Annotated in this window: 13 protein-coding genes; 7 read left to right on the forward strand and 6 right to left on the reverse strand. The window is 75.6% G+C overall.

What is annotated here, in order from left to right:
* Positions 1-178 precede the first annotated feature (178 nt).
* Together NHH00_RS17515 and NHH00_RS17520 are read left to right on the forward strand one after the other, a co-directional pair.
* On the forward strand, positions 179-697 hold the full coding sequence (locus NHH00_RS17515; RefSeq protein WP_253054649.1) for a hypothetical protein: 519 nt from the start codon (positions 179-181) through the stop codon (positions 695-697).
* Positions 698-847: 150 nt separating this feature from the next.
* Positions 848-1420: a hypothetical protein gene (locus NHH00_RS17520; protein ID WP_253054651.1), complete on the forward strand. Its 573-nt coding sequence runs from the start codon at positions 848-850 to the stop codon at positions 1418-1420.
* 230 nt (positions 1421-1650) lie between these two features.
* Here NHH00_RS17520 and NHH00_RS17525 read toward each other — a convergent pair whose 3' ends face one another.
* A complete protein-coding gene (locus NHH00_RS17525) occupies positions 1651-2433 on the reverse strand; it encodes a tetratricopeptide repeat protein (RefSeq protein WP_253054653.1) in 783 nt (260 codons plus the stop codon).
* Between the two features lie 198 nt (positions 2434-2631).
* Between NHH00_RS17525 and NHH00_RS17530 the strand changes: the two genes are divergently transcribed.
* Positions 2632-3819 carry a GAF domain-containing sensor histidine kinase gene (locus tag NHH00_RS17530; protein ID WP_253054655.1) on the forward strand — a complete coding sequence of 396 codons (1188 nt, stop codon included), beginning with the start codon at positions 2632-2634 and terminating at the stop codon, positions 3817-3819.
* Between the two features lie 180 nt (positions 3820-3999).
* On the opposite strand, the gene NHH00_RS17535 is transcribed toward NHH00_RS17530, so the two are convergent.
* On the reverse strand, positions 4000-4473 hold the full coding sequence (locus NHH00_RS17535; protein ID WP_253054657.1) for a pyridoxamine 5'-phosphate oxidase family protein: 474 nt from the start codon (positions 4471-4473) through the stop codon (positions 4000-4002).
* A 142-nt stretch (positions 4474-4615) separates the two neighbouring features.
* The gene (locus tag NHH00_RS17540) at positions 4616-5344 is read right to left on the reverse strand and encodes a response regulator (RefSeq protein ID WP_253054659.1); all 729 of its coding nucleotides are present in this window, start codon (positions 5342-5344) and stop codon (positions 4616-4618) included.
* Positions 5345-5557: 213 nt separating this feature from the next.
* On the opposite strand from NHH00_RS17540, the gene NHH00_RS17545 reads away from it, so the two are divergent.
* Positions 5558-6457: a universal stress protein gene (locus NHH00_RS17545; protein WP_253054661.1), complete on the forward strand. Its 900-nt coding sequence runs from the start codon at positions 5558-5560 to the stop codon at positions 6455-6457.
* 7 nt (positions 6458-6464) lie between these two features.
* On the opposite strand, the gene NHH00_RS17550 is transcribed toward NHH00_RS17545, so the two are convergent.
* Positions 6465-6905: a MarR family winged helix-turn-helix transcriptional regulator gene (locus NHH00_RS17550; RefSeq protein WP_253054666.1), complete on the reverse strand. Its 441-nt coding sequence runs from the start codon at positions 6903-6905 to the stop codon at positions 6465-6467.
* Positions 6906-6996: 91 nt separating this feature from the next.
* Here NHH00_RS17550 and NHH00_RS17555 point away from each other — a divergent pair, with 91 nt between their 5' ends.
* Genes NHH00_RS17555 through NHH00_RS17565 form a run of 3 tightly spaced genes read left to right on the forward strand, consistent with a single transcriptional unit; the run spans position 6997 to position 9148 of the window.
* Positions 6997-7686, forward strand: coding sequence for a maleylpyruvate isomerase family mycothiol-dependent enzyme (locus NHH00_RS17555; protein ID WP_253054668.1), 690 nt, complete (start codon positions 6997-6999; stop codon positions 7684-7686).
* Positions 7683-8060 carry a DUF1304 family protein gene (locus NHH00_RS17560; protein WP_154797551.1) on the forward strand — a complete coding sequence of 126 codons (378 nt, stop codon included), beginning with the start codon at positions 7683-7685 and terminating at the stop codon, positions 8058-8060. The genes NHH00_RS17555 and NHH00_RS17560 overlap by 4 nt, the downstream gene beginning before the upstream one ends.
* Positions 8061-8101: 41 nt before the next feature.
* Entirely contained in the window at positions 8102-9148 is a 1047-nt protein-coding gene (locus tag NHH00_RS17565) for an arginase family protein (RefSeq protein ID WP_253054670.1), read from the forward strand.
* Positions 9149-9181: 33 nt separating this feature from the next.
* Here the strand turns inward: NHH00_RS17565 and hutI are convergent, their stop codons facing one another.
* Positions 9182-10561 (reverse strand): imidazolonepropionase, encoded by a 1380-nt coding sequence (gene hutI / locus NHH00_RS17570; protein WP_374615255.1) that lies wholly within the window; start codon positions 10559-10561, stop codon positions 9182-9184.
* Positions 10558-12234 (reverse strand): urocanate hydratase, encoded by a 1677-nt coding sequence (hutU, locus tag NHH00_RS17575; RefSeq protein WP_253054674.1) that lies wholly within the window; start codon positions 12232-12234, stop codon positions 10558-10560. The genes hutI and hutU overlap by 4 nt, the downstream gene beginning before the upstream one ends.
* Positions 12235-12258: the final 24 nt, after the last annotated feature.

The raw sequence follows: 12258 nt of genomic DNA on the forward strand, positions 1-12258 counted from the left end.
TGCCCTGCCACGGACCTGCGTCCCGCACGCCGGTTCAGCGCGTCGTCGCGCCCGACGTCACGGCTGCGCGCGCCCACCGGTCGGTGTGCCGCACGCCACAGTGCCCTCGTCCGCCTACCGTACACCGCCTCCACGAGGCTCTCACCCCTGTCTCATGTTCGCGGGGGAGAATGCCGACATGAGTTCACCGACGCGTCACCGCAGGTCAACGTCACGCTCGTGCGCGCTCGGCGCGGCCGTCGTGGCGATCCTCGCGCTCGCCGGGTGCGCGGAGGACGGCTCGGTGAGCGTCCCGGAGTTCACCCTCACCGGGGACCAGGTGCAGCAGTTCCTCGACGACGCCCGCTCGCAGGCGGAGACGATCGGCCACGACGTCCGGTCGCTCGCCGACGACCTCGGCTCGCTCTCCGGCGAGACCCGCACGCGCGCCGAGGACGCGGTCGCGGCGGCGCAGGAGGCCGCGGACGAGGCCCGTGCCGCGGCGGACGAGGTGTCGACGGCCACGGAGGACACGCGCGCCGAGGCCGAGCAGCGTCTCGCGGACGCCGAGACCGCGCTCGAGGACGCGTCCACCGAGCTCGACGCCGTCGCGGACTCCCTCTCCGGCGCCGACGCCGCCGTGCGCGACGCGATCGAGAGCCTGCGCACGCGCGTCGACGAGCTGCGCGCCGACCTCGACGGGTCCACGGGCTCCTGAGGGAACGTCGCGCCGGCGAGATCCCGGCACCCCGGGGACCTAGGTCCCCGGGGGCGGCGACCTTTGCCTGACGTCCACCCTTCCTTCACAGGGGTTTGCTTGGTCTCAGGAGCCCGACCGCACCGGCCGGGTCGATGAGAGGGGACAGTGATGAAGGGGACGATCGAGCGGAACGCCAACGCGCCGCTCCCCACGGTCGAAGGCAGCGAGCCGGAGACCCTCAGCCTCGCGGAGCGCGCTCCGCGACACACCCAGGTCGTCCTCGGCGTCCTGCGGATCGTGATCGGCTTCTACTTCCTCTGGGCGTTCCTGGACAAGACGTTCGGGCTCGGGTTCGCGACCCCCGCCGAGCGGTCGTGGATCAACGGGAACAGCCCGACGACCGGCTTCCTGTCGAACCTCGAGGGCACGTTCTCGGGCTTCTTCAGCGGCCTCGCGGGGAACGCGTTCATCGACGTGCTCTTCATGGTCGGCCTGCTCGGCATCGGGCTCGCCCTGATCCTGGGCATCGGGATGCGGATCGCCGCGGTGAGCGGCACGCTCCTGCTCCTGCTCATGTACCTGGCCGAGCTCCCGCTCGTGACCAACCCGATCATCGACGACCACATCACGATGTCGCTGACGATCATCGCGCTCACCCTCCTCGGGGCGGGCAGCGTGCTCGGGCTCGGCAGGACGTGGAAGAAGATCCCGTTCGTCCAGCGCAACACCTGGCTGGTCTGACGGTTCGACCGCCCGCCGTGTGCGGCGGGCCACGGGGCGACCGATACCGCGCGACGATTCTGAGGCCGTCGCTGCAGGGAGTCGCTCCCGGGGGAAGAGGGACGTGCGGGCGGTGGGGAGACCACCCGCACGTCCCGCCCCTCGCGCCCGGCAGGGCGACCGACGCTCGACGGAGCGGGTCGCCCGCCGGGCGCCTCTCTGTCCGTACCTGCGCGGCCCGTCCCCGTGCGTCAGCCGAAGCGCGCGAGCAGCTCCGCCGCCTGGGGGTCGCCCTGGGCGGCGGCCTCGCTCCACAGGGTCATCGCCTCGGCGACCCTGCCGGCCCGCAGCCGCAGGACCCCGAGGCTCGTGCGCGCGGTCGGCTCGCCCGCGAGCGCCGCCTGCTCCAGCAGGTCCTCCGCGTCGAGCGCGCGGCCCGCGCGGACGTAGAGGTCCGCGAGCGCCGCCGCCACGCGGGCCTCGCCCGCCTCGGCCCAGCCCTCCAGGAGGGCGACGGCGTCGTCGCCCGTGAGCGCGCCGCTGCGCGTCAGCTCGACGGCGGCCTCCCAGCTCTCGCCCGACGTCGCGACGAGGAGGTCGGCGGCGGCGTCCTGCTCCCCCAGCTCGGCGAGCACCTCCGCGAGACGCACGGAGGCACCCTCGACCTCCTGCGCCTGCTCGTACCACCTCCGGGCGGCGTGCAGGTCCCCCCGCTCGGTCGCGACCTGCGCGGCCATGAACGCACCGAGCACGTCGCCCGCGAGCCCCGCGAGCTCGAAGCAGCGGAACGCCTCGGCGGCGTCGCCGGCCTCGTGGTGCGCGACGGCCAGACGGTAGACCGCCCCGGGGACGCCGTGCTCGACGGCCGACTCGTAGAACGGCACGGCCGCGGCGGGACTGCCGAGGGCGCGCAGGTCGTCGGCGATCGCGACGAGCTCGGCGGGGTCGTCGGGGTGCAGGTGCCCGACGGCGGCCCGCAGGTCGGCGAGCGCGGTCGCCGTGGCGGGGGTCGCGCTCTGGTCGGTGGTCGGCATGCGGCACCGCGTCCCTTCGGCCCCCTGCGTCGACGGCCTCGGTCGGCTCGCGCCGGGCCGGCCGCGGTGGGCGACCGGCAGGACGGCGACGGACGTCCCGAGATGTGGACGCACGATAGCGCGGGGGTGTCGCCCACGTCACACCTCGACGTCGGGCGGGGTGCTGCCCGGGGCCTCCCGTCTGGGAGACTGGCTCGGGTGAGCGGAACGACGGACCTGCCGGCCACAGCCGGGCAACGTGTGCTGGACGCGGTCGTGGCCGTGACGAGCGACCTCGACCTCCCGCAGGTGCTGCGGCGCATCGTCGAGGCGGCCATGGAGCTGACCGGCGCCCGGTACGGGGCGCTGGGCGTGCTCGACGCCTCGGGCCGCGAGCGCCTCGCGCAGTTCATCCCGCTGGGCCTCTCGGACGACGAGGTCGCCGCGATCGACCACTGGCCGCACGGCGAGGGGCTGCTCGGCGAGCTCATCGACCACCCGGAGCCCATCCGCGTCCCGGAGATCGCCGACGACGTCCGCTCGGCCGGCTTCCCCGAGGGGCACCCGCCGATGCACACGTTCCTCGGCGTCCCGGTCCGGGTGCGCGAGACGGTGTTCGGCAACCTCTACCTCACGGACAAGCGGGCGCCAGGAGCGGACGGCCAGGAGCTCACGGAGGAGTTCACGTCGGACGACGAGGCGGCGGTGATCGCGCTCGCCGCCGCGGCGGGCGTCGCGATCGAGAACGCGCGTCTCTACGGGCGGGCCAAGCAGGTGGGCGTGCTGGAGGACCGCGACCGCATCGCGCGCGACCTGCACGACGTCGTGATCCAGCGCCTGTTCGCGTCCGCGATGACCCTCATGAGCGTGCAGCCGCTCGTGGCCGACCCGAACGCGCGGACCCGGATCGAGGAGACCGTCTCCGACCTCGACGAGACGATCCGGCAGATCCGTTCGACCATCTTCGCCCTGCACACCGCGACCGACCCGGACGCGCCGTCGATCGAGGACAGGTTCCGCGCGCAGGCGGAGGCCGCGACGACGGTGCTCGGCTTCGCGCCGGAGGTCAGCGTGGAGGTCGCGGCCGAGGGGTCCGGCGCGGGCGTGACCGACGGCGGTCCGAGCCTGCCCGCCGAGGTCGCCGACCAGCTCGTCGTCGTGCTCGGCGAGTCCCTGACCAACGTGGCCCGGCACGCGCAGGCGCGTCAGGTCGTCGTGCACCTGTCCGTGACCGCGCACGAGGCGCGCCTGGCCGTCACGGACGACGGCGTGGGCATCCAGCCCGGCGGGCGTCGCTCGGGTCTGCGCAACATGCAGGCGCGCGCGGCGGCTCTGGGCGGGTCGAGCACCGCGACCGCCCTGCCCGACGGCGGGACGCGGCTCGAGTGGTGGGTGCCGCTCGCCTGACGCGGCCCCGGGCGCCTCGGTCCGGGTCGGCCGAGAATCGGCCGAGGATCGGCCGAGGATCGGCCGAGGATCGGCCGAGGATCGGCCGAGGATCGGCCGAGGATCGGCCGAGGATCGGCCGAGGATCGGCCGAGGATCGGCCGAGGATCGGCCGAGGATCGGCAGAGGATCGGCAGAGAGTCAGCGCAGTATCCGCCGCCCGGTGACGATGCGCGGGACGACCTTGATGACGCGGTCGCGCACGCCCGGCACGAACGTCACGAGCGGGAGGGCGAGCAGCCGCGCCCGCTCCACCGGCTCGGTGACCTCGAACGTGCGGCCGACGAGCACGACGGACCAGCCGGAGCGGGCCTCCGCGTCGAACTGGTCCACCTCGAACGCGACGACCGCGCGGCTCGCGGCGACCGCGAGCTTGGAGCCCTCGGCGGTGCGGAACACGACGTCCGGCCCGTCGAGGACGAAGTTCACCGGCTGGATCGCCGGCAGCGCGTGGTCGGTGTAGACGATCCTGCCCACGGGGACGGTCGCGAGGAGCGCGTAGCTCTCCTCCGGCGTGAGCTCCGCGAGCCCTGCCGAGGCGCGCGGGCGCTCGGCCGTCGCGAGCCCCCCGCTCCCCACCGGTGCCCCTGTCCCGGTCCGCTCGACTGTGTCCATCTCCACATCGTCGCGCCGCGGTGTCAGATCCGGGAGTGCCGAAGGTCCCGACGCCGCGCGGTCGCCCGGACCCTCGCCGCCGGCCCCCGGACCGTCCGGCGGCGAGCCCTCGGGCCCCGCGGGGCGCGCCCCCGCGCCGCCCTCAGGGACGGAAGGGCTGGCCACCGTGCTGCCGGTCCCCTGCCGGCGCGCCCGCGCCCGGGGTGCCCTGGCGCGACGCCTCCTCCTGGCGCATCTCGGTCGCGAGCACCGCGACCTGGGTGCGCCGCTGCAGGCCGAGCGTCGCGAGGACGTGCGAGACGTAGTTCTTGACCGTCTTCTCCGCGAGGTAGAGGCGCTTGCCGATCTCGCGGTTCGTCAGCCCCTCGCCGATGAGCGCGACGATCTGGCGCTCCTGCTGGGACAGCCCTTCGAGGCGGTCGGGGGTCTCGTCCGCGGCGTGGCGCAGGCGCTCGAGCACGCGCGCCGTGCTGGCCGGGTCGAGCAGCGACCCGCCCGCCGCGACGGTGCGGACCGCGCCGACGAGGTCGGAGCCGTGGATCTGCTTGAGCACGTACCCCGACGCCCCGGCGAGCACGGCCTGGAACAGCGCCTCGTCGTCGGCGAACGACGTGAGCATGAGGCAGCCGACCTCGGGCAGCTCGGAGCGCACCTCGCGGCACACCTCGACGCCGGAGCCGTCGGGCAGGCGCACGTCGAGGATCGCGACGTCGGGCCGGGTCGCCTTGATGCGCGCGAGCGCGGAGGCGGCGGTGCCGGCCTCGCCGACGACGGTGATGTCACCGGCCGCCTCGAGCAGCGCGGCGACGCCGCGCCGGACCACCTCGTGGTCGTCGAGCAGGAACACACGGATCGGGTGGGGAGAGCCCATGCCCTCAACGTAGCCCGTCGGGGGCGGATTCTCGCGCGCGCGAGGGGGTGACGCCGCAGGTACGGGACCTTCGTCCCACCACCTCGAGCCGTGGGTCCTCGCGCGCGAGGGCGGTCGCAGGGTGCGCACGCCCGGGCTCGGGGGGTATCCAGGAGGTGTGCAGGCGGCGGGCACGACCCGCCGCGAAGGGGACGAGGGACCGAGGTGGGAACCGTGAGCGGATCGACGCAGCAGGTCGTGCTGGTCGGAGTGGACGGCAGCGCGACGAGCGGCAAGGCCCTGGACTGGGCCGTGCGCGAGGCGGCCCGCCGCGGCGCGCAGCTGCGCGTGCTGCACGTCGCCTACGTGCCGGTGGTCGCGACGCCGTTCGTCGGGGGCGCGTACTACCCGAGCGTCGAGGAGCTCGGCGAGATCGCCGGACCCATCCTGTCGGCCGCCGCGGAGCGCGCCGCGCACGTCGACCCCACGGTCCCCGTCCGCACCACGCTGCGCTCCGGCCCGCCCGCGGAGGCGCTCCTGGACGAGGCCAAGGACGCCGACCTCGTCGTCGTGGGGTCGCGCGGCCTGGGCTCGGTCGGCTCCATGTTCTTCGGGTCCGTCGGGACGCGGCTCGCCGCACGCTCGCCCGTGCCCGTCGTCGTCGTGCCGCCCGTCGTGGAGCGGAGCGAGCGGACGACGGACGTCGTGGTCGGCGTCGACGGGTCCGTGCACGGCGACGCCGCGCTGCGGTTCGCGCTCGACGAGGCCGCCCGCACCCGGTCGCGCGTCGTCGCGGTGTGCGCGTGGCGGCTGCCCGTGGGGCCGCTGTGGGAGGAGAACCCGTCGTTCTACACGTCGGCCGAGCGCGACGCGCGCGCCGAGGCGTCGCGCACCGTCGAGGCCGCGCTCGCGCGCGTGCGGACCGCCGACCACGACGACGTCCTCGTCGAGACGTTCGTCGTGGACCGCGAGCCGTCCGTCGCGATCCGGGAGGCCGCGGCGGGGGCCGCGCTGACCGTCGTCGGCTCGCGCGGCCGCGGCGACCTGCGCGGCATGGTCCTCGGCTCCGTGAGCCAGCAGGTGCTGCACCACGCGACGCACCCGGTCGCGGTCGTGCACGCGAGCAAGGGCTGACCCGCCGTCAGGCCCAGGGGTCGGTGATCTCGCGCAGGCGCGCGAGCTGGCGCCGCAGCGACGCCATGCCGCGCGCCCCGAGGTGCGCGGTCCACTCCGCCTCGACGCGGGCCAGCTCCGCCGCGGCGACGCGCGAGGCCGCCTCCCCGCGCGGCGCGACGCGCACGAGGCGCGCCCGACCGTCGGCGGGGTCGGGGACCCGCTCCACGTAGCCGGCGGCCTCGAGCTGGTCGACGAGGAACCCCGCCGTCTGCTTGGTGATCTCGGCCGCCTCCGCGAGCTCGGTGAGGCGCGTGCCGTCCGGCCCGATCCGCTGGAACACCCGGAGCTGCGCAGGCGTCGCGTCGTCGAAGCCCGCCTCGCGGACCGCGGTGTACACCCGGAGCTCGAGCGCGCGGTACGGGATGAACAGGAGCAGCCCGGTGTTGAGCTCGTCCTGCTCGCTCACGGTGCCTCCGTCGGGTCGTCGGGGGGTTGACCATCGTCAGTGCGACTGACTAAAGTAGTCAGATCATCGTATCAGTTCTGGAGGCGCTCCGATGAGTGCACCTGACTACTGGATGACGGAGGACGGCGTGTGGGCGGCCGTCACGGCCGCGCGGACCACCTTCGTGGAGCTCGTCGGCGGGCTCGGTCCTGCCGACTGGGAGCGCCCCAGCCTGTGCGCGGGGTGGCGCGTGCACGACGTCGCCGCGCACCTCACCCTCGCCCCCACCTCCTCGCGCGCGGCGCTCGCCCGCGGTCTCGCCCGGGCGCTCCTCCGGGGCCGCACGAGCTTCGACGGGATGATGGACCTCCTCACGCGCGAGGCAGGGACGCGCCCGCGCGAGGAGATCCTCGACGCCCTGCGTGCGGCCGTCGGGTCGCGCCGCCTCGCGCCGGGGACGAACCCGCACGTCGCGCTCGTCGACGCCCTCGTCCACACCCAGGACGTCGCCGTCGCGCTCGGCATCGAGGTCCCCGCCCCGCCCGTCGCCGCCCGCGAGGCAGCCGAGCGCGTGTGGGCCGTCTCGTTCCCCTTCCACGCCCGACGACGGCTCGCCGGGTTCCGCCTCGTCGCCGCCGACGTGCCCTGGCAGCGCGGCGAGGGCCAGCAGGTGACCGGGTCCATGACGGCCCTGCTCCTGCTGCTCACCGGGCGACCCGCGGCCCTCGCCCACCTGGACGGTGACGGGGCACGCCGCCTCGCCCGCTCGTTCGGGTCGCACGACCGGGAGGAGCTCCCATGAGCACGCTCGCCCAGGTCCTCGCCGTCGCCGCCGGCGTGCTGCACGTCGGCGTCGGGGTCGTCGAGGCCTTCTTCTTCCACCGCCCCTGGGCCCAGCAGTTCCTGCTGCGCACCCGGTCCTCGCCGCGCGAGGTCACCCTGTGGGCGTTCAACGTCGCGTTCTACAACATGTTCCTCGGCGCCGGCACGGTGCTCGGCGTCGTGCTCGCGGCGAACGGTCTCGTGGACGAGGGCCGGACCCTCGTCCTGTACACCGCGGGCTTCATGACGCTCGGCGGGGTCGTGCTGTGGATCTCCGACCACCGCCTGTGGACCGGGACCCTGGGGCAGTCCGGGCTGGGGCTCGCGACGCTCCTCGCGACCCTCGCGTCCTGACGGACCCCTCGGCCGGCGACGCGCGTTGCTACGGTCGAGGCGTGAGCAGCGCCGCGCAGCCCCTGTCCCACGACCCGTCCTGGCCCCGGGCGGGCGGCTGGCCGCCGCTCGGCCAGGACGACGTCGACGTCGCGATCCTCGGCGTCCCGGCCTGGCGCACGTCGCTCTCCCCCACCGGCGCGCACGCGACGCCCGCCGCCGTCCGCGACGCGCTGCGCCGCTTCAGCCCCGCCCTCGTCGCCGACCGCCCCCTGCCCGACGGCGGGCCCTCCGCCCGCGTGCGGCCCGCCGTCGCGAGCGCGTCGGACGCGACGAGGTCCTCCGGGACCGGGCGGGGAGCGACGTCGGGCCGCGCCGTGCCCGTCGACCTCGCGGACTTCGCCTTCGCGGACCTCGGCGACGTCGACGAGCCGGACGGCGCGGACGGCGAGGCGCGGACGCGCGCGACGGTCGGCGCCGCCCTGGAGCGCGCGCGCCTGCTCGTCGCGCTCGGCGGCGACAACTCCGTGACCGTCGCGACGGCGCTCGGCGCCTGGGGCGACGACCTCGCCACCGCGGGCCTCGTGACGCTCGACGCCCACCACGACCTGCGCGACGGCGTGTCGAACGGGTCGCCCGTGCGGCGGCTGGTCGAGGCCGGCCTCGACCCGCGCCGGGTCGTGCAGGTCGGGATCGCCGACTTCGCCAACTCGGCCGAGTACGCGCGCCGCGCGGCCGACCTCGGGATCACGGTCGTGCACGTCGACGAGCTGCGCCGCCGCGGCCCCGAGGACGTCATGCGTGCGGCCATGGAGGTCGCCGGCGCCGCGGGCGGGCCGGTGCACCTCGACGTCGACGTCGACGTGTGCGACCGCGCCGTCGCGCCCGGCTGCCCCGCGAGCGTCCCGGGCGGCATCGCGGCGTGGGAGCTGCGCGCCCTCGTCCGCGCCGCGGCGGTCGACGAGCGTCTCCGCTCCGCCGACGTCGTCGAGGTCGACGCCACCGCCGACTCCGCCGACGGCCGCACCGTCCGCCTCGCCGCCCTCTGCGTCCTCGAGCTCGCCGCAGGCCTCGCCCGACGCGAGGTAGAGCGTCCGGTCGCGACGTAGAACGCGGCGAGCTCTATCTCGTGACCGGAGGCTCTATCTCGGCGGGAGGCGGACGCCGTTCTGCCAGACCGCGGCGACCAGCGGGACGCCGGGGCGGTAGGCGAGGTGGGTGCGGCTCGGGGCGTCGAGCAGGACGACGTCGGCGCGGGCACCGGGGGCGAGGTGCCCGACGTCGTCGCGGCGCAGCGCGAGGGCGCCGCCCGCGGTCGCGGACCAGACGGCCTCGGCGACGGTCATGCGCATCTCGCGGACCGCGAGCGCGACGCACAGCGGCATGGACGACGTGTAGCTCGACCCGGGGTTGCAGTCGCTCGCGAGCGCGACGACGGCGCCCGCGTCGAGGAGGCGTCGCGCGTCGGGGTACGGCTGGCGCGTCGAGAACTCCACGCCGGGGAGCAGGGTCGCCACGGTCCCGGCGACCGCTCCCGACGGCCCGCCCGCCCGCGTCCCGCCGCCGGTCCACGAGCCCGCGAGCGCCGCGACGTCGTCGTCGGTGAGGTAGGTGCAGTGGTCGACCGCGGCGGCGCCGAGCGCGACGGCGAGGCGCACCCCCTCCCCCGGCCCGAGCTGGTTCGCGTGCACGCGCACGCCGAGGCCCGCCGCGGCCCCGGCCTCCAGGACGCGGCGCGACTGCTCGGCCGTGAACGCGCCGGTCTCGCAGAACACGTCGACCCACCGCGCGTGCCGGGCGCACGCGGCGAGCATGTCGCCGCACACGAGGTCGACGTACGCGTCGGCCCGACCCTCGTACTCGGGCGGCACGACGTGCGCCCCGAGGAACGTGACCTCCGGCGTGACCTCGCGCGCGAGCCGCACGGACCGCTCCTCGTCGGCGACTGTGAGGCCGTAGCCGCTCTTCACCTCGACCGTGGTCGTACCCTGCCGGGCCGCCTCGTCGAGGTGCCGCGCGAGGCCTGCCCGCAGGTCGTCGTCGGACGCGGCGCGCGTCGCCGCGACGGTGGAGCGGATGCCGCCCGCCTCGTACGGGCGCCCGGCCATGCGCGCCTCGAACTCGGCGGCGCGGTCCCCCGCGAACACGAGGTGCGTGTGCGAGTCGACGAACCCGGGGATCACCGCGCGCCCGCCCACGTCGACCGTGACATCCGGCGCTCGCCCGTCCAGCGCGCGCCCGACGGCGTCCCGCGCCTCGTGGGCGGGACCTGCCCAGGCGACCCGGCCGCCGTCGAGCAGCACGACGGCGTCCGTCACCAGCCCGGTCGGGTCGCCCGCGTGCGTCCTCGACCCGCCGGGCGCGTTGGTCGTCAGCTCCCCGATCCCGACGAGGAGCGTCGACCCACTCGCCGAAGCGGGGCCGACGGTCCACCCCGACGACGCCGAACCCGGGTTCTCTCCCCAGGATCGGCCGTCCGTGAGGAACGATCCCGGGTTCGGCACCGTGGGGTGGACCATCAGGACTCCCGCGTCGGGATGCGGAGGCCGTTCCGCTCGGCCGTGGCCACCGCGTCGTCGTAGCCCGCGTCGACGTGGCGCAGCACGCCGAGGCCCGGGTCGTTCGAGAGCACGCGTGCGAGCTTGGCCGCGGCGAGCGGCGTGCCGTCGGCGACGGACACCTGGCCGGCGTGGATCGAGCGACCCATCCCGACACCGCCGCCGTGGTGGATCGACACCCACGTCGCGCCCGACGACGCGGCCGTGAGCGCGTTGAGCAGCGGCCAGTCGGCGATCGCGTCGGAGCCGTCGGCCATGGCCTCGGTCTCGCGGTACGGCGACGCGACGGACCCGGCGTCGAGGTGGTCGCGGCCGATGACGACGGGCGCGCGCACCGCGCCCGACGCGACGAGGTCGTTGAACGCCAGCCCCGCGCGGTCGCGCTCGCCGTGCCCCAGCCAGCAGATGCGCGCGGGCAGGCCCTGGAACGCGACCCGCTCCTGGGCGGCGCGGATCCAGCGGTGGAGGTGGTCGTCGTCGAACAGGTCGAGCACGGCGGCGTCGGTCGCGGCGATGTCGCGCGGGTCGCCCGAGAGCGCGGCCCACCGGAACGGGCCCTTGCCCTGCGCGAAGAGAGGCCGGATGTACGCGGGCACGAACCCCGGGACGTCGAACGCCCGGTCGTACCCGCCGCGGCGCGCCTCGTCGCGGATCGAGTTGCCGTAGTCGAACACCTCGGCGCCCGCGTCGAGAAAGCCGACCATCCCCTCGACGTGCCGCGCCATGGACTCGCGCGCGCGGTCGGTGAACTCGTCGGGCTTGGCCGCCGCGTAGTCCGCCCACTCCTCGACCGGCACCCCGACCGGGAGGTACGAGAGCGGGTCGTGCGCCGACGTCTGGTCCGTGACGACGTCGACCTCGACCCCGCGCCGCAGCAGCTCCGGCACGACCGTCGCGCTGTTCCCCTCGACCCCCACCGACAGCGCCCGACGCTCCCGCCGCGCGTCCTCGACGAGCCGGACCGCGGCGTCGAGGTCGTCGGCGACGACGTCGAGGTACCGCTCGCGCACGCGCCGGTCGAGGCGCGACCGGTCGACGTCGACCACGAGGCACGCGCCGCCGTTGAGCGTCACCGCGAGCGGCTGCGCGCCGCCCATGCCGCCGCACCCGCCGGTGAGCGTGAGCGTCCCGGCGAGGGTCCCTCCGAACCGCTTCGCGGCGACCGCGGCGAGCGTCTCGTACGTGCCCTGGAGGATGCCCTGCGCGCCGATGTAGATCCACGACCCCGCGGTCATCTGCCCGTACATCGTCAGGCCCATCGCCTCGAGCCGCCGGAACTCGGGCCACGTCGCCCAGTCCCCCACGAGGTTCGAGTTCGCGAGCAGCACGCGCGGCGCCCACTCGTGCGTCCGCAGCACCCCGACCGGCTTGCCCGACTGCACGAGGAGCGTCTCGTCGTCCGCGAGCGTCGTGAGCGTGCGGACGATCGCGTGGTAGCTCGGCCAGTCGCGCGCCGCGCGGCCGGTGCCGCCGTAGACGACGAGGTCGTCGGGCCGCTCCCCGACCTCGGGGTCGAGGTTGTTCATGAGCATCCGCAGCGGCGCCTCGGTCTGCCACGACCGCGCGGTGAGGGTCGTGCCGCGCGGGGCGCGGACGGGGACGGGGGTGCCGAGTCGGTGGGTCGGCTCGTGGGTCATGTCGTCTCGCTCCTTCGAGGTCGG

The organism is Cellulosimicrobium cellulans, assembly GCF_024124905.1.
Taxonomy (GTDB): domain Bacteria; phylum Actinomycetota; class Actinomycetes; order Actinomycetales; family Cellulomonadaceae; genus Cellulosimicrobium; species Cellulosimicrobium cellulans_G.

Bases quoted from the DNA above. Each gene is read 5' to 3' on its own strand.
- NHH00_RS17515 (WP_253054649.1), top strand. From the start codon at position 179: ATGAGTTCACCGACGCGTCACCGCAGGTCAACGTCACGCTCGTGCGCG.
- NHH00_RS17520 (WP_253054651.1), top strand. From the start codon at position 848: ATGAAGGGGACGATCGAGCGGAACGCCAACGCGCCGCTCCCCACGGTC.
- NHH00_RS17525 (WP_253054653.1), bottom strand. From the start codon at position 2,433: ATGCCGACCACCGACCAGAGCGCGACCCCCGCCACGGCGACCGCGCTC.
- NHH00_RS17535 (WP_253054657.1), bottom strand. From the start codon at position 4,473: ATGGACACAGTCGAGCGGACCGGGACAGGGGCACCGGTGGGGAGCGGG.
- NHH00_RS17540 (WP_253054659.1), bottom strand. From the start codon at position 5,344: ATGGGCTCTCCCCACCCGATCCGTGTGTTCCTGCTCGACGACCACGAG.
- NHH00_RS17555 (WP_253054668.1), top strand. From the start codon at position 6,997: ATGAGTGCACCTGACTACTGGATGACGGAGGACGGCGTGTGGGCGGCC.
- NHH00_RS17560 (WP_154797551.1), top strand. From the start codon at position 7,683: ATGAGCACGCTCGCCCAGGTCCTCGCCGTCGCCGCCGGCGTGCTGCAC.
- hutU (WP_253054674.1), bottom strand. From the start codon at position 12,234: ATGACCCACGAGCCGACCCACCGACTCGGCACCCCCGTCCCCGTCCGC.